Source organism: Marinimicrobium sp. C6131 (assembly GCF_026153455.1).
Lineage (GTDB): Bacteria > Pseudomonadota > Gammaproteobacteria > Pseudomonadales > Cellvibrionaceae > Marinimicrobium.
Map to the genome: position 1 here is coordinate 3,183,301 of NZ_CP110629.1, position 21,315 is coordinate 3,204,615.

Below are 21,315 nucleotides of genomic sequence, written 5' to 3' on the forward strand. Positions count from 1 at the left end.
CGAGACGGGTGTGCCAACCGCCAGCCTTCCAGGGCGGTTGGCATAGCGACTTCAGTACGGGCTACTCAGCCAGGAAGCCACTAACGGACAGCGTCATGATCAAACTCGACAATATCCACAAGTATTACGCCACCGGCGATCAGCGCCTGCATGTGCTCAAGGGCATCAACCTGCACATTCGCGAAGGCGAGCTGGTGTCGATCATGGGCTCCTCGGGCTCCGGAAAATCCACCCTGTTGAACATTCTGGGCATTCTCGATACCCACGACGAAGGCGATTACTTTCTCGCCGGGCGAGAGATTCGCCACCTGAAGCAGAAAACCGCCGCACAACTGCGTAATCAACTGCTCGGTTTCATTTTTCAGTCTTTCAACCTTCTGCCCTTCAAGAACGCTCTGGAGAACGTGGCCCTGCCACTGTACTACCAGAATGTCGGGCGCAAGGAGCGCAACCGGACCGCCGCCCGCTACCTGGAGATGGTGGGGCTGAGTGACCGCGCCCTGCATATGCCCAATGAGCTTTCCGGCGGCCAGAAGCAGCGCGTGGCCATTGCCCGCGCACTGGTCACCCAGCCCAAGGTCATTCTTGCCGACGAGCCCACCGGCGCACTGGACAGCAAAACGACCGAAGACATCATGGCGCTGATCAAGGAAGTGCACAGCCTGGGCAACACCATCATCATCGTCACCCATGAACAGGATGTGGCCAACCAGACCGAACGGCAGATTGTGCTCAAAGACGGCCAGATCATTACTGCCGCCGCTCTGCACAGATCGGCCCTGGAAAACGCGTAAGCGGCGGGGCGACACATGGACGGATTACAGGAAATTCTCTATACCCTCCGCCAGAACAAGCTTCGCACGGCGCTCACCGCCTTTGGGGTGTTCTGGGGCATTTTCATGCTGATCCTGTTGCTCGGCGCCGGGCGGGGCATGCAGAACGGGGTGTACGACAGCTTCGGCACCGACGTGCGCGATTTTATCGTGATCTGGTCCGGTGAGACCTCAGTGGCCCATCAGGGCATGTCGGTGGGTCGGCGCATTCAGCTCACCACCGCCGATCTCACGGAGATCAAACGCCAGATTCCGGGCGTGGGGTTTATCGCTTCGGAGAACCGAATCAACAACGCCAGTATTCGCGCGGGCAACAAAACCGGCAGCTTTTCCCTGCACGGCATTCCCGATGATTTTTTCCGGATCAAGGGCGTGGAGCCTTTTGATTTTGGCCGCGAGTTGAACCGCTTGGACCAGGCGCAGCTGCGCAAGTCGTGCCTGCTCGGACGCACCGTGGTCGAACGGTTGTTCGGCCCGGGAACAGATCCGGTCGGTCAGGAAGTCACTGTCAACAATGTGGTGCTGACCGTGGTGGGTGTGTTCTACGACCGGAACAATCGCGGGCAGGATTCGGAGCGCATTTATATCGCCGATACCACTTACCGCACGGTCTTTGGCGGCGGCGACAACATTCAGACGCTGTGGCTTCGGCCGGCACCGGGGCACGACGGCGTTCAGGTGGAGCAGCAGGTAATCGAGTTGCTGAAGCAGCGGCATCAGGTGGCCGACGAGGACCGGCGGGCGATTCAGTCTTTCAACATGGCGGGCCCCGCCAAAATGGTCAGCGGGCTTTTCCTGGCGATCAATGCCTTCATCTGGTTTGTCGGGCTGGGCACGCTCACCGCCGGTATTGTGGGTGTGAGCAACATCATGATCATTACGGTAAAAGAGCGCACCCGGGAAATCGGCATTCGCAAAGCCCTGGGCGCAACGCCGTTCAATATTGTGAAAACCCTGCTGCTGGAATCCATTCTGGTCACCAGCATCGCCGGCTATGCCGGGCTGGTCTTGGGCGTGGGCCTGATCGAACTGATGGCCTTTGGGCTGCGCTCGGTGGGCGCCAACCTGCCGTTCTTTCAGAACCCAGAAGTCAATTTCCAGGCGGCGATCACCGCCATCGTACTGCTGGTGATTGTGGGTGCCCTGGCGGGTCTGGTGCCGGCACTGAAAGCGGCCCGGATCATGCCCATTGAAGCCATGCGCGCGGAGTAGCCACCAGTGATTATCGATACCCAAAAGTGGCAGGAAATTTTTATCACCCTGCGCCAGCACAAACTGCGCACCGGGCTCACCGCCTTCGGGGTGTTCTGGGGCATTTTTATGCTGACCGTGCTGCTCGGCGCGGGCAGGGGACTCGAGAACGGCGTCATGGAAGGCTTCCGCGGCGTGCCCAATGCGGTTTGGATCTGGTCTCAGGGCCGCACTCAGGTGCCCTATCAGGGTATGCCCATCGGCCGCCAGATTATGCTGCGGCCCGACGATCTTCCGGCGATTCGCGACAATATTCCCACCGTCGATCGTCTCTACCCCCAGAATAGTGTGGGTATCTGGGGCGGCTCACCGGCCTACACCGTGTACGAGCAGAACAGTGGCAGTTTTTCCGTGCAGGGCGCCATGGCCGGTATGGCCGGAATTTATCGGCAGCGGGTGGTCGAAGGGCGCTACCTGAACACGCTCGACGACCGGGAACGGCGCAAAGTGGTGATCATCGGCCAACGGGTCAAGGACCAACTGTTCGCTCCGGGCGAAACCGCCGTCGGACAGTATCTGACCATCGATGGCATCAGCTTCCAGGTGGTGGGTGTGTACGCCAGCACCTCGACCGAACCCGACAGCAGCGAGGAAGAGCGCATTTACATGCCCAACGATACGCTGCGTCAGACCTTCAATCAGACCAGCTGGATCGGCAGCATGGTGGTGATTCCAAAACCGGGCGTTCACGCCGCCGACGTCGAGCAGCAGGTCAAAGCATTTTTGCACGAACGCAAGCAGGTGGCGCCCGATGATGTCGGCGTGCTGGGCAGCTTCAACCTGCAGACCGAGTTCGACAAGTTGAACGGACTGTTTACCGGTATTCAGGTATTCAGTTGGGTTGTGGCCATCGGCACGATCATGGCCGGTGCTCTGGGTGTGGGCAATATCATGTTGATCGTGGTCCGGGAGCGCACCCGGGAAATCGGGTTGCGCAAGGCGCTGGGCGCTACGCCAACATCCATCGTGGCCATGATCGTGCAGGAGTCCATCTTCATCACCGCGGTGGCCGGCTACACCGGTCTGGTGGCCGGCGTCCTGCTGCTGGAAGGCATCAACGCTCTGCTCGCGGCGACCGGCGGCCGGGCCGGTATGTTCAGCAATCCGGAAGTGGATTTCACCACGGCACTGATGGCGTTGGCCGTGTTGATCATTTCCGGAGTGATTGCGGCGCTGCTACCCGCCGCCAAGGCGGCCAGTGTCAACCCGATCGTGGCCCTTCAGGACGAGTAATTTTCACAGTTTGCTTCACAACGAGATCGTTACCATGAAAAAGGTATTCACAGTTCTTCTGCTCGGTTTTATCGCTCTGGTGTTTATCAGCACGGCGGTGTTTCTGTACAACAAATCCCAGGCCAAGCCGGTGGTATACGACACCGATACGCCTGTGATCATGGACATTGTCCAGAAAACCGTGGCCACTGGCCGGGTGGTTCCCCGCAAGGAGGTCAACGTGACCTCCCAGGTCTCAGGCGTGGTGGATACGGTGTATGTCACCGCCGGACAGAATGTTCGCAAGGGCGATCTGATTTCGCGCATCACCCTGGCCCCCAGCATGGTGATGCTGAACAACGCCGAGTCCCAGCTCGACTCCGCACGGATCAGCCTGGCCAACGCCGAAGAGGAACTCGAACGCCAGCGCCGCCTGTTTGAGAGCGGGCTGATTCCCGCCTCGGAGTTCAGCCGGTTCCAGTTGGACTACGAGCTCAAGCGCGAAGCGGTTCGCTCGGCGGAGAATCACTTGCTGTTGATCAGCGAAGGCGCCACCAGCGATTCCGATCTGGTATCCAACGTGATCCGGGCACCGGTCGATGGCATGATCCTGGATATTCCCAACAGGGAAGGGGCCTTCATTGTCGAATCCAGCACCTACGGCGCCGGCACGCCGGTCGCCGTGATGGCTGACATGAGCGATATGATTTTCGAGGGTAAGGTGGATGAAGCGGAGGTCGGGAAAATCGAAGAAGGTATGTCACTGATCCTGCACGTTGGTGCGCTACAGGATGAGACCTTTGCCGCCACACTTGAGCACATTGCCCCGAAAGGCGAGGAAGATCAGGGCACCATCAAATTCGAAATCCGCGCCGCCGTGACCCTGGAAGACCAGGTGTTTCTACGAGCCAACTACAGTGCCAATGCGGATATTGTTCTGGCCGAGCGCAAAGACGTGTTGGCCATCAATGAAGGCAACCTGATCATTGAAGGCGATGAGTATTTTGTCGAAGTCGAAACCGCCGATCAGGTGTTTGAAAAACGCCCCGTCGAGGTGGGTCTGTCCAACGGTATCCACATCGAAATCGTCGAGGGTTTAAAGCAGGACGAAAAGATCAAGAAACAGTCCTGATCCACGTAAAGGCAGCAGCCGTCGGGTTACGCGCAGCGCGCTAACCCGACACTGAGCTCAATCAGCTCTGCAAGGTAGCGCGCGCTCGCTGGACTGCGGCGCGCACCTGATCCGGGGCGGTGCCGCCGATGTGGTTGCGGGCCGCCACGGAGCCTTCCAGGGTCAGCACGTCAAACACATCCTGCTCGATGGTATCGGAGAACTGCTGCAGTTCCTCCAGCGTCATTTCCGACAGATCCTTGCCGGTTTTCAGGCCGTAGGCCACGGACTTGCCCACCACTTCGTGCGCGTCACGGAACGGAGTACCCTTGCGCACCAGGTAGTCCGCCAGGTCGGTGGCGGTGGAGAAACCGCGCTTGGCCGCCTCATACATATTGTCTTTACGCGACTCGATGGCCGGAATCATATCGGCGAACGCACGCAGGCAATCACGGACGGTGTCGACGGCGTCGAACAGCGGTTCTTTGTCTTCCTGGTTGTCCTTGTTGTAAGCCAGAGGCTGGGACTTCATCAGGGTCAGCAGGCTGATCAGATGGCCGTTGACCCGGCCGGTTTTACCGCGCACCAGTTCGGGCACATCGGGGTTTTTCTTCTGCGGCATGATGGAAGAGCCGGTACAGAAGCGATCGGGCAGATCGATAAAACCGAACTGGGCCGAGGTCCACAACACCAGCTCTTCACTGGCACGGGACAGGTGGGTCATCAGAATGCTGGCGAAACTGCAGAACTCGATGGCGAAGTCCCGGTCGCTGACCGAGTCCAGGGAGTTTTCGGTGGGCTTGTCAAAGCCCAGCAGCTCGGCGGTCATGGCCCGATCGATGGGGTAGGTGGTACCGGCCAGCGCGGCGGCGCCCAGGGGCGACTGATTCAGGCGGGCCCGGCAGTCGCGCAGGCGGCCGTGATCGCGCTGGAGCATTTCGAACCAGGCCAGCAGGTGATGGCCAAAAGTGACCGGCTGGGCGGTCTGCAGGTGGGTGAAGCCGGGCATGATGGTGTCGGCTTCGCGCTCGGCCAGATCCAGCAGGCCGGTCTGCAGACGGCTCAGCTCGCCGCTGATCACATCAATGGCATCGCGCAGGTAGAGACGAATGTCGGTAGCTACCTGATCGTTGCGTGAGCGGCCGGTGTGCAGCTTTTTGCCGGCAATGCCAATGCGCTTGGTCAGGGCCGCCTCGATGTTCATATGCACATCTTCCAGGCTCACGGACCACTCAAATTTGCCCGCTTCGATATCGGCACGAACCCCCTCCAGGCCCTCAATAATCAGGTCCCGCTCGGCTTCGGTCAGCACCCCAACCTTGGCAAGCATGGTGGCATGGGCGATGGAGCCCTTGATGTCCTGAGCGTAGAGGCGATAATCAAAACCGACGGAGGCGGTAAAACGCTCCACAAAGGCATCGGTGGGCTCGGAGAAGCGACCGCCCCAGGACTGGTTGGTCGACTCGGTGTTTTGATCACTCTGGCTCATGAAGACACTCGCTGTAATTGGACGTAGATAATAATTGGTTCACAAATTGGGCGCGTAAATCGCCCCAGGACGCGCAAAACGCGTAGGATAGCGGCACGAAAGGCGCACAGTATAACGTAATCGAGGCCTACTTTGACGGATCACCCAACAGCCAGACCCGCCTCCGGCGAGAGCACAAGCTTCCTGCCCAACCTGTGTGCACCCCAGGCGGTGCTGCTGCTGGTGTTGGTGGCGGAGCTGCTGGCGGTGTTGCTGGCCATGATCAACCGGGGCTTGGCCCAGCTCAGTTGGGATTCCATCGCCCTGTACTCCTTTCTGGTGCAGTGGATCGTGCTGGTTAGCGCGGTTCTGCTGTGCCGCCTGCAACCACGCCTGAACCGCTGTACCCCAGTGCGGGCCGGCGCTCTCAGCTACGGGCTGGTGCTGGCCGTGACGGTCATTTTCTCCCTGCTCGGGCAGTGGCTCTTGCAGGCCTTTCTGGGTGCCGAGCTTCGGCTCGACGGCTGGCAACTGGCGGAAAATCTGCTGGCCGCCGCCATTCTGGCGGGCATCGGCTTGCGTTACCTGTATCTGCAGCAGCAGCTGCGCAACCAACAGCAGGCCGAGCTGAGCGCCCGGATTCAGGCCCTGCAATCGCGCATTCGTCCCCATTTTCTGTTCAACAGCCTCAACAGCATCGCCAGTCTGATTGCCACGGCGCCGGACCGGGCCGAGCGGGCCGTGGAGGATCTGGCCGGCCTGTTTCGCGCCAGCCTGGCCGAACCGGCCCTGATTCCCCTGAACCGGGAGTTGGCGCTGTGCCGGGGCTATCTGGCCATGGAGCAATTGCGCCTGGGAGACCGATTGCGGGTGGATTGGCATCTGGACGAGCTGCCAGAGAGCACGCCCATACCCGCCCTGTTGCTACAACCGCTATTGGAGAACGCCGTTTTCCACGGCATTGAGCCGCGCCCGGAAGGGGGCGACATCCAGATTCAGATCGCCCGCTCCGGCGACCAGTTGGCAATCCGGATTGACAACCCGCTACCCGCCGACCGCCACCCGGAGCGGGCCCGGCAGACCAACCGCATGGCGCTGGATAATGTCCGCCACCGCCTGCAGGCGCACTTTGGGCCGGCGGCGCGCTTGTCCGAGCGCCGCGAAGGCGGTAGGTTTACCCTGATCATCACTTACCCGACGGAGTGACCCATGGATGTCCTGATTGTCGACGATGAACCCTTGGCCCGCGAGCGTTTGGCTCGCATGGTCGAGCAGTTGGAGGGCTACGCCGTGGTGGCCCAGGCCGGCGACTGTGCCTCGGCCCTGGCGGCCATTGCCCACCACGACCCGGACGTGGTTCTGCTGGATGTCCGCATGCCGGGCGACGACGGCGTCACCGCCGCACACCGGATCGGCGAGCTCGAGGACCCACCGGCGGTCATTTTCTGCACCGCCTTCGACGAGTATGCCCTGGATGCGTTCGGGACCCGGGCCGTGGGCTATTTACTCAAACCGGTGCGCGCCGAGCAATTGCTGGAAGTACTGGAAAAAGCCCGCATGCCCAACAAGCTCCAGAAGCGGGCCCAACAGCACCGTCACCCGGCCGACAGAGAACGCACCCATATCAGCGCCAAAACGCCCCGCGGCGTCGAGCTGATTCCGCTCGATAGCGTGCGCTATTTTATGGCCGACCAGAAGTACGTCACCGTCTACCACGACCGGGGCGAGCACCTGCTGGACGACACCTTGAAGGAGCTGGAAGAGGCCTTCGGCGATCGCTTTCTGCGCACCCACCGCAGCGTGCTGGTGTCGGTCAATCACATCCAGGCCATGGAGCGGGACAATGAGGGACACTATCAGGTGCGTCTGGCGGATACCGACCACCGCCCGCCGGTGAGTCGGCGACATGCCAGTGCGTTGAAGGAGCTGTTGCAAAAAATCTAGGGATTTCTTATCGCCGCATTTTCCAGTCCATGGCGTTTGAGTTTTTCGTACAAGATGGGTACTGAATTATCAAATTCGTCAAAACCCAGCTCAGCTCGCGTTTCCCTCAGTCGCTGATACAGCGTTTCGGCTTGCCTATCTATAGACTCACGATCCGCCTCGCTCAGTGTCATATCAATCTGTTTCATCCGCTGGCGGATTTGTTTCTCATGCATTTCCGGTCCGGGCATATCACCCACACGGCGTCGTGACACGTCGGCCCAGGCCAGAGCGGTCAGTATATGCCTCTTTGCACTGTCTGGCTGATCGCTTTTGTTCTCAGCAACTGACGCTCTCGCCAGTTCGTTATAGACAAGTCGATCCAGGGCGAGAACCGAACCCCGGGCCGCGGCTTCACGGTAGAGCACATCCGCTTTCACAAATTGCTGCTCACCCCAGGCTGCGTGTTCGGCCAGACGCTGCAAGGCGAACATGTCCCCGGCGTCCGCGAGGGCCTTTAGCGTGTCATGATCGTAGTATTCATAGCCCAGCGAATGAGTTTCGAAGCCACGTTCGAACGCCCACCGGCGCGCTTCCGCGTCCTCTTCGGCTGTAACCCCTGCAGCGGCCAACCAATCGGCACGGGTATCAAATACCGGCTCTGAGCCCTCGGCTGATGAGCCAGACGGCGGCTCATCCGCGCCCGACGATGCCATACGCCCCGACAGACGATCACCCAGCTTTTGCCAGATGGCCTCTTCAGATTGAGGGCTCCGATGCTGTGCCGAGTTCGACCCATCCACGGACGAGCCCATCGCGTCGGGTAGAACATCTTCAGAGAGAGGATCAAATAGATAGACCGCTCCCATACTGAACATGGCCAACGAAACGCCAATGGCTACTGTCTTTCGCATCATCAATCCTTTCAGTCGTTTATCGTGCGACGGTTAAGAGACTGAGTGCCAGACTGCGATAAAGCCTCTCGTACTACAGCTCAAGCTCGCCCCTCTAGGGTAACGATACCGCGCAACTCGAATAAAGCAAACGACGATGTGCCGCAGTCATTGCGCCTCATCCCCACTTTTTGCGCCGGCTTGTCTGGTATCATCCCGCACTGACACGCACTCGCAACGGGATGAATTATGTCCGAGACCCTACGCATCGCCACCCGCAAATCCCTGCTCGCGCTCTGGCAGGCCGAATACGTCAAGGCCGAGCTGGAACGCCATCACCCGGGGCTGACCGTGGAGCTGGTGCCTCTGGTCAGCCGGGGCGACAAGATTCTGGATGTGCCCCTGGCCAAAGTGGGCGGCAAAGGGCTGTTTGTGAAAGAGCTGGAGCACGCGATTACCAGCCGCGAGGCGGATATCGCAGTGCACTCCATGAAGGATGTGCCCATGGAGTTCCCCGAGGGGCTGGGCCTGCCGGTCATCTGCCCGCGCGAAGATCCGCGCGATGCCTTTGTCTCCAACCGCTACAACCAGCTCAGTGATATGCCCAGCGGCACCGTGGTGGGCACCTCCAGCCTGCGCCGGCAGTGCCAGATTCTTGCGGCCCGGCCCGACCTGGAGGTGAAGTTTCTACGCGGTAACGTGCAGACCCGCCTGCGCAAGCTGGACGACGGCGAGTACGACGCCATTGTCCTGGCCACCGCGGGCCTGGTACGTCTGGAGTTGGAGGAGCGGATTCGCAGCCGCATCGCCCCGGAAGAGTCCCTGCCGGCGGGCGGGCAGGGCGCGGTGGGCATTGAGTGCCGCACCGAGGATTTGCGCACCATTGAGCTGATCGCCCCCCTGCACCACGAGCCCACCGCCGAGCTGGTATTGGCGGAGCGAGCCATGAACCGGCGCCTGGAAGGCGGCTGCCAGGTGCCCATTGCCTGCTATGCTATACCCAGTGATGAAGGGCTGTGGCTGCGCGGCCTGGTGGGCTCACCGGACGGCACGGAAATGCTCTACGATGAGATTCGTGGCCCGGTCGCCGAGGGTGAGGCGATGGGCATTGCCCTGGCCGAGCGGCTGCTGGCGGCGGGCGCCGACCGGATTCTGGCGGACGTGTACGGACGGGAGCTGAAGTGACCCAGCGCGCCGGAGCGGACACGCTGACCGGCCTGCAGGTGCTGGTCACCCGGCCTGAAACCCAAGCCGAGGCCTGGGCGGAAACACTCCGGGCGCGCGGAGCTCACGCGGTGGTCGCCCCCCTGCTGACGCTGAGCCCGGTGTCGACGCCCGAGGCGAAGCAGGCAATTAAACAGTGCATACTGGATTTCGACCTCTACCGGAAAGCGATTTTTGTCAGCCAGAACGCCGTCGCGTATGCGTTTGAATGGCTGGAGGATTACTGGCCGCAACTGCCCATCCGGATCGAGTATTACGGGGTCGGCGAGCGCACGGCCAGGGCGCTGGAGGCCTATGGCGTACCGGTGACCGCCTGGCAGTCAAACGGCGCCATGAACAGCGAGGCGCTGCTGGCGGCCCCCGAATTGCAATCCGTCGCGGGCGAGCGCATTGTGATTTTCCGCGGCGTGGGCGGTCGGGGCGTACTGGCTGAGACCCTGCGTGGGCGCGGTGCCCGGGTGGATTATTGTGAGCTGTACGAACGTCAGTGCCCCGGGAACGCCGCCATACAGCTGACCCGGGCGCTGGCGGAACTGAACGAAACGCCCTTGATAGTGGCCTTACACAGCGGCGAGACCCTGGAAAATTTCCATCAGGTCCGCCAACAGTTACCGCCCCGTCAGGCCCGGCGCCTTGGCGAAGGGGTACTGCTGGTGCCCGGCGAACGGGTCACCCAGCGCGCACGTGAGCTGGGTTATCAGCGTGTGCTGACTGCCGAAAACGCCACCGACCCGGGTATGCTGGCCACCCTCGAGCGTGCCGCCATCGACCCGACCCTTTTGCAGACAGACGGAACCCACGACTGTGACTGATAACGACCAGACCAACGACACCACCCCTGAATCCACGCCCCCCGCTGGCAAGACACCGGCCACCGCCAGTGACGGCACGGACAAGGGCACCTCCAAACGCCCCGGCAAGAAGGCACCCGCCAGCAAAAGCGGCCGTGCGCGTCGATCGGGCTGGTTGTTGCTGTTTCTGATCTGCGTCGGCCTGCCTCTGGCCGCCGGATACGGCGTCTGGTGGGTCTGGCAGGATCTGGAGCAGCAGCGCGGACAGATCACATCGCTGCAGCAGCGCCTTGCTGAACAGTCCCAGACGCTGCGAGCACAGGACCGCACCCTCGACCAACTGCCCGATCAGCTCAGCCGCGAGCTACGAGCCGATGTGCAAAGCGCCCAACGCGGCCAGGCCGAGATCATCAACCAGATGGAACAGCGCCTGAATCGGGTGGACCGGCGCCTGAGCGCCATCGCCAGCACCGACCGGGAGGACTGGAAGCTGGCCGAGGCCGAGTACCTGCTGCGCCTGGCCAACCAGCGCCTGGTGCTGGAGCGGGACAGCCGCAACGCCCTGGCCCTGGCGGAAACCACCGATGCCATCCTGCGCGATCTCGGCGATGCGGATCTGTTACCGATCCGCCGAGCCCTGGCGCGGGACATCCAGGCACTGAAACTCGCCGACTCGGTGGATCGTGAAGGTCTGTACCTGCGTTTACTGGCGCTCAGTGAACAGGTGCCCAATCTGCCACTGGTGGAGCCCATGCACAACACCTCAAGCGCACCCACTCGGGACGACGCTTCGACCGAGGCGAGCCCCGGGCTCTGGAGCACCATCAAGCAGAGCTTCGCCCGTCTGATCGAACGTGTCAGTGGCCATATCCGGATCCGCCATCACGATGAACCCATAGCCGCCCTGGCCGACCCTCGCGAACAGTTCATTCTGCGCCAGCAACTGCAATTGATGCTGGAACAGGCCCAGGCGGCGCTGTTGCGGGAGCAGACCGAGCTCTATCAATCCAGCCTCACCCGGGCCGCCGACTGGCTCGAGCAACACTACGCGCTCAATCCCCAGACCGAATCGGCGCTGACCAGCCTGCGCGAGCTGGCCGCCGCCGATATCGCGCCCGAGCTGCCGGACCTCAATGACGCCCTGAAGCTGCTCGAGGTACACATTGAGCAACAGCACCGGCTGTCCCCGGACTTTCAGCGCGCACCGGGTGAGGAGTCCGACTCATGAAACGGACGCTGCTGATTCTGATTGTCGCGATGTTGCTCGGCGCGCTGACGCTGAGCGCCATTCAGGCCGACAGCGGCTATGTGCTGATCGCTCTGGGCAATACCAGCGTGGAGATGAGCTTCTGGCTGGCACTGATGCTGCTGGTTGGTGGGTTGGCGCTGGTCTGGCTGTTACTCCGATTGCTGCGCGGTAGCGTCAAGGCCGGCCAGGCCGTCACCGAGCGGCTGTTTTCCGGCACCAGTGCCCGGGCCCAGCGGCGCACGGCCAGCGGTCTGGTCAGTTTTATCGAGGGCAACTGGAAGCAGGCGCAGCGCAAATTACTGCGCGCCGCCCCCAAGTCCGGAACGCCGCTGATCAATTATCTGGCGGCGGCGCGCTGCGCCTTTGAGCAGGGCGATAATCACACCGCTCTGGAGCTGTTGCACAAGGCCGAGCAGAGCAGCGTCAACAGCGAGCTGGCCGTCGCCCTGACTCAGGCGCGTATGCAACTGATGAGCCGACGTTACGAACAGTGTCTGGCCACGTTGGAAAGGGTCAAGCGCAAGGCGCCCCAACATCCCGTGGTACTCGACCTGTTGCGGCAGGTGTATATCGCCCTGCACGACTGGGAATCGCTCAAGCGGTTGATGCCCAGTCTTCGCGCGTACGGCAACCAGGATGAGGCCGCGCTCGAGGCACTCGCGAGTCAACTGCACCGCGCACTGCTCGAACAGGCTGGGCAGCGCGTGCGGGGGTTGGGTCCTGAGCGCGCCCGTGATGCCCTGGCGAGTATCTGGAAAGACATCCCGAGCGCGGTGCGCAAACAGCCCGACGTGGTGCTGCTGTATGCACAACAACTGGTGGACAACGGTCTGCACCCTGAAGCGGAAGCCCTGGTGCACAAAACCCTGGAAAAACACTGGTCCCCCGAGCTGGTTCGGCTCTACGGTCTGATTCGGGCCAACGATGCCGGGCAGCAGTTGATCACCGCCGAAGGGTGGCTGAAAAAACGCCCTGCCGATGCCCTGCTGATGCTCACGCTCGGCCGGCTCAGCCTGCGCAATCGACTGTGGGGCAAAGCCCGCGACTATTTCCAGAGCAGCCTGACCCTGCAGAAGCACCCGGAAACCTGCGCCGAACTGGCCCGCCTGCTGGCCCATATGGGAGAGCACAAAAAGAGTACCGAGTACTATCAGCAGGGGCTGCTGTTGACCACCGAACGGCTCCCGGACCTGCCGCTGCCCAAAGAGCCCGAGCCACACTTGCAGTCATCGTAGGGAAGCGCATAATAGCCGGCGACCAGATCGAATAATAATAGGTTTACATCGAGAAGTAGGGAACCTATAACCGCTCAAAGGAGTTTGCCATGCCCTTGCCGGCTCTGTTGCGGCTCGCGTTTGTCGCGCTGCTCGCGCTTCGTTATCGTCTAAAACTCATCCTCGGCATTCTCGTCGCCGTGGTGGTCGGACTCAGCCTCACCTTCATTTCCGGAAAGATTTACCAGCACCTGGACCGGGACCCCGACCGGGGCGCCATCGCGCTGGAAGACGGGGCCTTCGGGGAAAGCTACTCGACGCCCGTCTACCTGGACCAGGGCTGGAGCCCGGCCGACACTCTCTGGTACTACAACACCACCCAGGGTTCGGCCCTGATGCCCTATGACCTGTTCGTGGCCCTCGAGCAACCCGCCTCGGATGCGCTGTTCCGCTCGGACCACAACATGGACCGCTACCGCTACCTGCCCCAGAAGCCCACCTTCTTCAACCCCGATGGGTTACCGGTGGGTTTTGCGAGGGACAGCTACCGGGGCAAAGACTACCTGGGCTTTACCTGCGCGGCCTGCCATACCGGCCAGGTGAACTATCAGGGCCAGGCCATTCGCATCGACGGCGGGCCCGCCCTGGCCGATATGGATGGCTTCCTGCACGGGCTGGAAAAAGCGCTGTCGGCGGCCCGGGACATTCCCGTCAAACGGGAACGCTTTATCAACCGTGTCTTGCAGCGGGATAACGATTATCGCTCGGCGGAGGCGATCGAGGCGGATCTGGTCCGGTGGACCGAGCAGATCCGTATGTACAACACCATCAACCACAGCCACATTCGTTACGGCTACGGGCGACTGGACGCCTTTGGGCGAATCTACAACCGGGTCCTGCGCCACGTCATCAACCGCGAACAGATGCGGGATCTGTTGCTCGCCGCCGAAGGGCCGACCGGCAATCTTCTGCTGACCGAAGCCGAGGTGGACCGGGTACTGGCGGGTATCGAGCCCACCCTGATTGATGATACCGCCTTCACCCGCATCGTAAGCCGTCTGCAATCGAGCGACGATGGACTGCCGGGGCTGTCCCAGCGCAGCCTGCTGCGTCTGCGCAACCAGTTGCTCAACGAGCCAGACGCACCGGTCAGTTATCCCTTTCTCTGGGACATTACCCACTCGGATTACGTCCAGTGGAACGGCCTGGCCAACAACGCCGAACTGGGCCCCCTGGGGCGCAACGTCGGCGAGGTGATCGGCGTGTTCGCCAAGCTCGATTGGGAAGTCAAAGAACCCGGCTTCAGTCTGTCCGGTCATCTGACCGGGCAGAGCAACAAGCGCGAGCGCATCGCCTTCACCTCCAGCATCGACCTGGTCAACCTGCAGCGCCTGGAGGCGCACCTCGGCCGGCTGACCTCACCGCAATGGCCGGAAGACATACTGGGTAAGATTGATCGGGAGCAGGCCGCTCTCGGCAAGCGTCTTTACGCCCAGCATTGCCAAAGCTGCCATCAGGTCATCGACCGCACGGCCTGGGATCGTCTGGTTGTGGCCGAAATGACGGACATCGAGGTACTGAACACTGATCCAAAAGCTGCAGAAAATAGCGTGAATTACCGCGGAAAATCAGGAAACTTCGAGAATACCTACCAGAACACAACGGTGGGCCCCCTGGTTCTGGAGGCTACCGCTCCCGCCGTGCAGATCCTCACCTCAGTGACCAAGGGTGCCGTCTCAACGCCGGATGCCGACAAGGGTCCACTGAGGCGCACGCTGGACTGGTTTTATGTGCTGGGGTTGTCCTGGTTTGACAATGACGTCAAGTACAGCGTCAAGGCGGGCGATTATCGCCCAGATACCACCGCTCGCCCCTATCAGTCCCTGTTGGCCTACAAGGGCCGATCCCTGAACGGCATTTGGGCGACAGCCCCCTACCTGCACAATGGCTCGGTGCCCACACTTTATGACCTGCTGCTGCCGGCTCGTGAGGAGGGCGATCCACAGGAGGGGGAGTATCGACCCGAGACCTTCCAGGTGGGCAGTCGGGAGTTCGATCCGGTCAAGGTGGGCTTTCGCACCGAAGGCTACGAAGGGTTTACCCAGACCACGCACCGACTCGGGGACCGCAACACCGGTCACGAATACGGCACCAGTACCCTGACCGAGGCCGAGCGTTGGGCGTTAGTGGAGTATCTCAAGACCCTGTAGTGCCCCGGTAGGCAGCGGGCCTGACGAACCCGGCGGGAACCATTGGCGCGAAAAACACACCAACCCCAATGTGCAGTAACACCCTGGTGGGCTGAGCGATACCGAATTGGCCGCGCAGCCGACTTACACCAGGCGGCGGACTGCTTTTGGTGTATTTCGCGCCAACTGCGGTTATCCTGTGGCTGTTTTGAGTGTCGTTTCTTGATTCCACCTGTGATCATGGCTGTATTGCGTTTCCTTCCGGCGGCTCTGCGCGCGCCGCTCACACTAGCGTTGTCAATGTTGTTTCCTCCCGCCGTGGTGGCGGCGGATGACGATCTGGCGCACCGTCCTGTGGATTTCGTGCAGGCCACTGAACAGTATGTGGTGGAAGAGGTCATGCCCCATATCCCGGGGGCAGCGCTGGCCATCATCGCTGATGGGCAGATCGAGCTGCTGCGTGGCTACGGCGTGCGCGAGGTCGGCGGGAATGAGCCCATAAATCGGGACACGCTCTTTCGCCTGGCGTCAGTATCCAAAACCATCGCCGGTACGGCCGCCGGAGTGGCCGTGAATGATCGGGCCCTGCAATGGCAGACACCGGTCAGTCAATTCGTCCCGCTGGACGTCAAAAACCCGGACTACCGGGATAAAATCACCCTGCAAAGCCTCCTGTCCCATACCACCGGCCTGATGCCTCAGGCATACACCAACCTGATCGAAGCCAATGTGCCCTACCAGAAGGTGATCGGGCGGCTTGATGAGGTGGCCTTCATCTGTCCCCCCTCGACCTGCTACAGCTACCAGAACGTGGCCTTCAGCCTGGTGGGAGACCTGCTGATGGCGGCGACCGGCGAGCGCTACGAAGACTTCACCCGCAGACGCCTGTTTCAGCCTCTGGGCATGAAAACCGCTTCTTTTGGTTGGCAAGCCTTTACCGACAATCCCAACCGGGCAACCCCCCACATCAAACGGCGCGGCCGCTGGACGCCCGTCGAGCCGGATCGGAACTACTACAACGTCGCGCCAGCGGCCGGCGCCAATGCCAGCATCGCCGATATGGCCCTGTGGGTCCGCGCCCAGCTGGGACAGCGTCCCGATGTGCTGCCCCACGAGGTACTCGATCAGTTGCACAGCCCACGGGTTGCCACCAGTTACCGCCAGGCGCATTATCGGGCCCATCCGGAGCTTCGCAACATTCACTACGGCCTGGGCTGGCGGGTGTTCGATTTCGGCGAGCACCGCCAGTTCGTCCACCACGGCGGCTGGGTCCAGGGCACCCGAACCGAAGTGCTGTTCAACCGGGAACTGCAGCTCGGGCTGGTATTTCTGTCCAACTCGGAGAACCGTTACGCCCGGGAAGTCGTATACCGCTTTCTCGAGCTGTTCACCGACTACTATCGCCAGGTGGAAGCCCCAATTCTGCTGCAACAGGCCCGACAGGCACCGCCATGACACCCGAGTTCATCGATCGCATTCACGCCGTCAGCCCGGAAGACTGGGATCGCCTGTGTCCATCGGATTTTCCCTTTACCCGCCACGCCTTTCTGGCCGCGCTGGAAGACAGCGGCAGCGTCGGAGAGGGCACCGGATGGCAGCCTCAGCACCTGCTGTTGCGCGACGACCAGGGCGAGCTCAAGGCGGCAATGCCGGTATACCGTAAAGACCATTCCTACGGCGAATACGTGTTCGATTGGGGCTGGGCCCAGGCCTACGCCGAACATGGACTGGACTATTACCCGAAACTGATCAGTGCCATACCGTTTACCCCCTGCGCGGGCCCGCGGCTACTGGCGGCCGGGCAGGAGGCCCGGTATTGGCCGGCGGCTATCGCCGCCCTGCAGCAGCAGACCCGGGCCCTGGGCGCCTCGGGTTGGCACTGCCTGTTTCCCGACGAGGCGCAGGCCGGGGCTCTGCGACCAGCCGGGTTGGCGGAGCGCACCGGCTGCCAGTTCCACTGGATGAACCGGCACTACCAGGATTTCGAGGATTTCCTCGGCCAGCTCAGCTCCCGAAAGCGCAAAAACCTGCGCAAGGAACGTCGTCAGGTGGCCGAGCAGGGCTTTCGCTTCCACTGGAAAATCGGCGCCGATATCGGCGCCGAGGACTGGGCGCTGTTCTTTGGCCTGTATCAGTTGACCTATCTCAAACGCAGTGGCCACGGCGGCTACCTCACCGCGGCGTTTTTCCGTCAACTGGGCGAGCAATTGCCCGAGCAGACCCTGATGGTACAGGCCCGACTGGGGGACGACACGATTGCTGCGGCCCTGTTCCTGTTTGACCGTACCACGCTGTATGGTCGCTACTGGGGCTGCCGGGCGGAGTTTGAATTTCTGCACTTTGAAACCTGTTACTACCAGGGGCTGGACTTCGTTCTGGCCCGGGGCTTGGAGCGCTTTGATGGCGGCGCCCAGGGGGAACACAAACTTGCCCGAGGGTTTGAACCCCGCCTGACCTCGTCCTTTCATCAACTGATCGAGCCGGCGTTTCAGGAGGCGGTTCAGCACTTTGTGGCACGCGAGCGGGAGGAGGTGCTTGGCTATCGCGATGCCGCCCGATCCCATCTCCCGTACCGGCAGCCGGACCGGCAATGACATTCGCAACCGGCGCGTAAATCAGGTTAAATAGCGCCTCTTTGCCACGGATTCGTCGAGCCCCCCATGCCTCAACCGTCTCTCACAAGGTCCCGACCGTTTCTGCATCCCGGCCGTGTTCTGGACTGCCTGGACGAGATCGATCAGAGCCCCGATTCCTATCAGCTGAGCCGCCCCCGGGCCCTGCGCCGGGTATTCATGACGCTCGCAAGCGTCAGTGTCTGTCTACTGATTCTGCATTACGCGAAAAACTCCTACCTGATGTACGAGCTGCTCGGCTGGCTGGCGCAGTTGCGATCCCTACCAACCGACCACTACACGGACGGACTGCTTCAGTCCCCTTGGCGACACCTGCTCGGGTATGCCTGGTGGACCGGGTGGCACCTGTTCTGTTTTCTCGTGATTCCGGCGCTGGTCATCCGGTATCTGTGGCGCGAGCGGGTAGTGGATTTCGGCTGGCGCTGGGGCGAAACTCAGCGACACTGGCAGGGCTATCTGCTGCTACTCAGTCCGATCCTGGTGTTTGTGGTTCTGGTGAGTCAGGGGGAAGACTTCGTCAACCACTACCCGTTTTACCCCCATGCGGGGCGTAGCTGGCTGGATTTCCTGGCCTGGGAAGCGCTCTATATGACCCAGTTCGTGGTGCTCGAATTCTTCTTTCGGGGTTATATGCTGCGGGCGGTGCAACCGGCGCTCGGCGCCAATGCGATCTGGATCATGTGCGTGCCCTACCTGATGATCCACTTCCCCAAACTCTGGCTGGAAGCCACCGGCGCCATCCTGTTCGGCCTGTTTCTGGGCATACTGGCGCTGCGCTCACGCTCAATCTGGGGCGGTGTGCTGGTGCATGCCGGGGTCGCACTGAGCATGGACATCGCCGCCTTGATCCAGAAAGAGCAATTGCCGACTCAATGGTGGCCGTTCTGAAGCAGGCGAGCACCCGGCTGGGTTGACTCGAAGCAGCGACCGGCCTGATCGGCCGACAGCGGACGCGCAAAGTAATAGCCCTGCCCCAGTTCGCACCCGAGTTCCGCGAGGGTATGTGCAACCGCTTCACTTTCGATTCCCTCGGCAATCACCCCCAACTCCAGCGCGTGCGCCATGGAGATGATCGCCCGCACCAGATGCAGCCCGGTGCTTTCCTTGATCTTGGCGGTAAAGCTCTGGTCGATCTTCAGAACATCCAGCGGAAACCGCTGCAGGTAGCTCAATGATGAGTAGCCGGTGCCAAAATCATCCACCATGATGCCACACCCCATGGCCAGAAGCTGGCGCATCCGGTCAACGATCTGTGGGTTGTCGTCCACCAGAATACCTTCGGTCAGCTCGAGTTTGAGTTGACCGGGCTTGACGTCATGGTCCCTCATGGCGGAACGGACCGTCCCAATAAGATTCGCCTGGAAGAATTGCACACTGGACAGGTTTACACTGACGTAGAAGTCCTGCTCCACACCTTCATTCTTCTGCCAGTGACCAATCTGCCGACAGGCCTCGCGCAACACCCAGTCACCGAGCGGATTGATCAGTCCGGTTTCCTCGGCCAGTGCGATAAACTCGCTGGGGAGTACTCGGGAGCCATCGGGTTTCCGCCAGCGAATCAGGGCTTCAAACCCGGCCAGTTCACCACCCGGCAACCGGACGATCGGTTGATACAACAGCTCGAACGCCTCGTCCTTCAGTGCCTGGCGCAGATCCCGCTCAAGCACCAGACGACTCTGGGCGCTCCGGTGCATGACCGCATCAAACACACAACTGCGGGTCTGGCCCTGCTGTTTGGCCCGCTCTTTGGCGAGAGTCGCATCCCGATAGAGCGCTTCGGCGTCGCGATAGCGGGGATGGAACAGGGCGATACCCACACTCAGAGAGAGAAAGAACTCCTGCTCCCCCAACCGAAACGGCTGCTCGAACGCCTGGTGCAACCGTTCCGCATCCCGCTCGATCAACTGGACCTGGGGCGCGCCCTCGAACAATACCGCAAATTCATCGCCGCCCACCCGGGAGACCAGCCCGGACCGGGGCAGGGCCGACTTGATCCGCCGGGCGATGACCTTGAGCAACTGGTCGCCCTTGCTCATACCAAAGTTGTCATTGATCAGTTTGAACCGGTTGACGTCCACAAACATCACGGCGAAGGGCGGTGTCGGTGGAGCTGGCTGAGGTCGATTCGCCCATTCATTGATCAGTGCGCTCAAGCGGTTCATGAAAAATTTGCGGTTGGGAAGGTCGGTCAACGGGTCGTTGAATGCCAGGTAGCGAAGTTCCTGCTCCATCTGTTTCCGTTCGGTAATATCGAAGGCGCTGCCCAAATAGCCACCGGCGTCTCCCTGCAGGCGCCCCAGTGTCACATACAGCCATCGATGATGTCCCTGCTTGGTGGTGACAAAGGTCTCCCGATACAGATGTTCCTCCACAGAGCGATGGCTGAACTCGGCTTCAGGATCAAAACCAAACAGGTCGGAGACCGGCATTTGGTACAGCTCGCCCTCGCTGTAACCGGTAATGACGCTCATCGCCGGATTGATGTAGTCAAATGACTGGTCACAGGTGAAAATTCCGCTTTCACTGGTTTCCGCCAATAGCTCAAAACGCTTTTCACTACTGCTCAGAGACGCGCTGATCAGACTGAAACGGCGATCGAGCAGCACCGCCAGAAACAACAGCGCAATGATGATGGTTACCGCCACCGACACCAGAATGCTCAGCACCTGATAGTCCATGGCCAAGCCGGTGACAGGGCTCTGTTGACTGGGCAGGAACACGGTGGCGGCCATGGCCACGTAGTGCATGGCGGAGACCGCCATGCCCAGCACCGCCGCACCGATCAGATAGGCCCAGATCCGACGAAAGCGCCGCAGAAGCCACAGGTTACTGGCCAGCCCCAACCAGGCGAACCCTACCGCCACAACCAGAGAGAGCACAAACAGACCCGGCCGGTAATACATGCTGACCGACGCCATCAGTGCTTCCATGCCCACGTAGTGCATCGCTCCCACACCCAATCCCAGTGACAGGGCAGCCATCCAGAGGCGGTATTGTCTGGGTAACGGCAGGCGGACACAAAGCAGGGTGCCAGCGGCACCCATCACAATCGGCACCATCGACAGGAAGGTGATCCCGGGCGCGTAGGTCACCGGAATGGGCAGGCGATGCGCCAGCATGGCGGTGAAATGCATGGCCCAGACACCACAGCCCATGGCCAGCGCACCGGCCAATACCCAACCCCAGGCCGACCGGAGCGACGCGGCGGACCGGCAACGCTCAAGGACCGGCAGCAATGTCGAGGCGGCCAAAATGGCCAGGAGTATCGCCAGAAGTACCAGCCCCAGGTGATGTTCGGCCATCAGGGGCATACTGTCTTCTGGA

17 protein-coding genes are annotated in these 21,315 nt (G+C 61.3%); 14 read left to right on the plus strand and 3 right to left on the minus strand.

The window, feature by feature from the left end:
• Positions 1-95: 95 nt before the first annotated feature.
• From OOT55_RS13635 to OOT55_RS13650, 4 genes are read left to right on the plus strand one after another with little or no spacing between them, the layout of a single operon-like run.
• Positions 96-794, plus strand: a complete 699-nt coding sequence (locus OOT55_RS13635) for an ABC transporter ATP-binding protein (RefSeq protein WP_265366398.1) — start codon at positions 96-98, stop codon at positions 792-794.
• A 15-nt stretch (positions 795-809) separates the two neighbouring features.
• Complete coding sequence (locus OOT55_RS13640) at positions 810-2,045, plus strand: ABC transporter permease (RefSeq protein ID WP_265366399.1); 1,236 nt, start codon at positions 810-812, stop codon at positions 2,043-2,045.
• Between the two features lie 6 nt (positions 2,046-2,051).
• Positions 2,052-3,317 (plus strand): ABC transporter permease, encoded by a 1,266-nt coding sequence (locus OOT55_RS13645; RefSeq protein WP_265366400.1) that lies wholly within the window; start codon positions 2,052-2,054, stop codon positions 3,315-3,317.
• Positions 3,318-3,351: 34 nt separating this feature from the next.
• Complete coding sequence (locus OOT55_RS13650; protein WP_265366401.1) at positions 3,352-4,428, plus strand: efflux RND transporter periplasmic adaptor subunit; 1,077 nt, start codon at positions 3,352-3,354, stop codon at positions 4,426-4,428.
• Positions 4,429-4,489: 61 nt separating this feature from the next.
• Here OOT55_RS13650 and argH read toward each other — a convergent pair whose 3' ends face one another.
• Positions 4,490-5,896: an argininosuccinate lyase gene (gene argH / locus OOT55_RS13655; RefSeq protein WP_265366402.1), complete on the minus strand. Its 1,407-nt coding sequence runs from the start codon at positions 5,894-5,896 to the stop codon at positions 4,490-4,492.
• Positions 5,897-6,028: 132 nt separating this feature from the next.
• Here argH and OOT55_RS13660 point away from each other — a divergent pair, with 132 nt between their 5' ends.
• The gene (locus OOT55_RS13660; RefSeq protein WP_265366403.1) at positions 6,029-7,081 is read left to right on the plus strand and encodes a sensor histidine kinase; all 1,053 of its coding nucleotides are present in this window, start codon (positions 6,029-6,031) and stop codon (positions 7,079-7,081) included.
• 3 nt (positions 7,082-7,084) lie between these two features.
• On the plus strand, positions 7,085-7,819 hold the full coding sequence (locus OOT55_RS13665; RefSeq protein ID WP_265366404.1) for a LytR/AlgR family response regulator transcription factor: 735 nt from the start codon (positions 7,085-7,087) through the stop codon (positions 7,817-7,819).
• Here OOT55_RS13665 and OOT55_RS13670 read toward each other — a convergent pair.
• Positions 7,816-8,712 carry a hypothetical protein gene (locus tag OOT55_RS13670; protein ID WP_265366405.1) on the minus strand — a complete coding sequence of 299 codons (897 nt, stop codon included), beginning with the start codon at positions 8,710-8,712 and terminating at the stop codon, positions 7,816-7,818. The genes OOT55_RS13665 and OOT55_RS13670 overlap by 4 nt on opposite strands.
• 228 nt (positions 8,713-8,940) lie before the next feature.
• Here OOT55_RS13670 and hemC point away from each other — a divergent pair, with 228 nt between their 5' ends.
• From hemC to OOT55_RS13710, 8 genes are all read left to right on the plus strand, one after another.
• Positions 8,941-9,876, plus strand: coding sequence for a hydroxymethylbilane synthase (gene hemC, locus OOT55_RS13675; protein ID WP_265366406.1), 936 nt, complete (start codon positions 8,941-8,943; stop codon positions 9,874-9,876).
• The gene (locus OOT55_RS13680; RefSeq protein WP_265366407.1) at positions 9,873-10,727 is read left to right on the plus strand and encodes a uroporphyrinogen-III synthase; all 855 of its coding nucleotides are present in this window, start codon (positions 9,873-9,875) and stop codon (positions 10,725-10,727) included. The genes hemC and OOT55_RS13680 overlap by 4 nt, the downstream gene beginning before the upstream one ends.
• Entirely contained in the window at positions 10,720-11,934 is a 1,215-nt protein-coding gene (locus OOT55_RS13685; protein WP_265366408.1) for a uroporphyrinogen-III C-methyltransferase, read from the plus strand. The genes OOT55_RS13680 and OOT55_RS13685 overlap by 8 nt, the downstream gene beginning before the upstream one ends.
• Positions 11,931-13,190, plus strand: a complete 1,260-nt coding sequence (locus OOT55_RS13690) for a heme biosynthesis HemY N-terminal domain-containing protein (RefSeq protein ID WP_265366409.1) — start codon at positions 11,931-11,933, stop codon at positions 13,188-13,190. The genes OOT55_RS13685 and OOT55_RS13690 overlap by 4 nt, the downstream gene beginning before the upstream one ends.
• An 89-nt stretch (positions 13,191-13,279) precedes the next feature.
• Complete coding sequence (locus tag OOT55_RS13695; protein ID WP_265366410.1) at positions 13,280-15,379, plus strand: di-heme-cytochrome C peroxidase; 2,100 nt, start codon at positions 13,280-13,282, stop codon at positions 15,377-15,379.
• Positions 15,380-15,658: 279 nt separating this feature from the next.
• Complete coding sequence (locus tag OOT55_RS13700) at positions 15,659-16,813, plus strand: serine hydrolase domain-containing protein (RefSeq protein ID WP_265366411.1); 1,155 nt, start codon at positions 15,659-15,661, stop codon at positions 16,811-16,813.
• Complete coding sequence (locus OOT55_RS13705; RefSeq protein WP_265366412.1) at positions 16,810-17,952, plus strand: GNAT family N-acetyltransferase; 1,143 nt, start codon at positions 16,810-16,812, stop codon at positions 17,950-17,952. The genes OOT55_RS13700 and OOT55_RS13705 overlap by 4 nt, the downstream gene beginning before the upstream one ends.
• A gap of 66 nt (positions 17,953-18,018) precedes the next feature.
• Complete coding sequence (locus tag OOT55_RS13710; protein ID WP_265366413.1) at positions 18,019-18,879, plus strand: CPBP family intramembrane glutamic endopeptidase; 861 nt, start codon at positions 18,019-18,021, stop codon at positions 18,877-18,879.
• Here OOT55_RS13710 and OOT55_RS13715 read toward each other — a convergent pair.
• Complete coding sequence (locus OOT55_RS13715) at positions 18,861-21,302, minus strand: EAL domain-containing protein (protein ID WP_265366414.1); 2,442 nt, start codon at positions 21,300-21,302, stop codon at positions 18,861-18,863. The two genes, OOT55_RS13710 and OOT55_RS13715, sit on opposite strands and share 19 nt — an antisense overlap.
• Positions 21,303-21,315 lie beyond the last annotated feature (13 nt).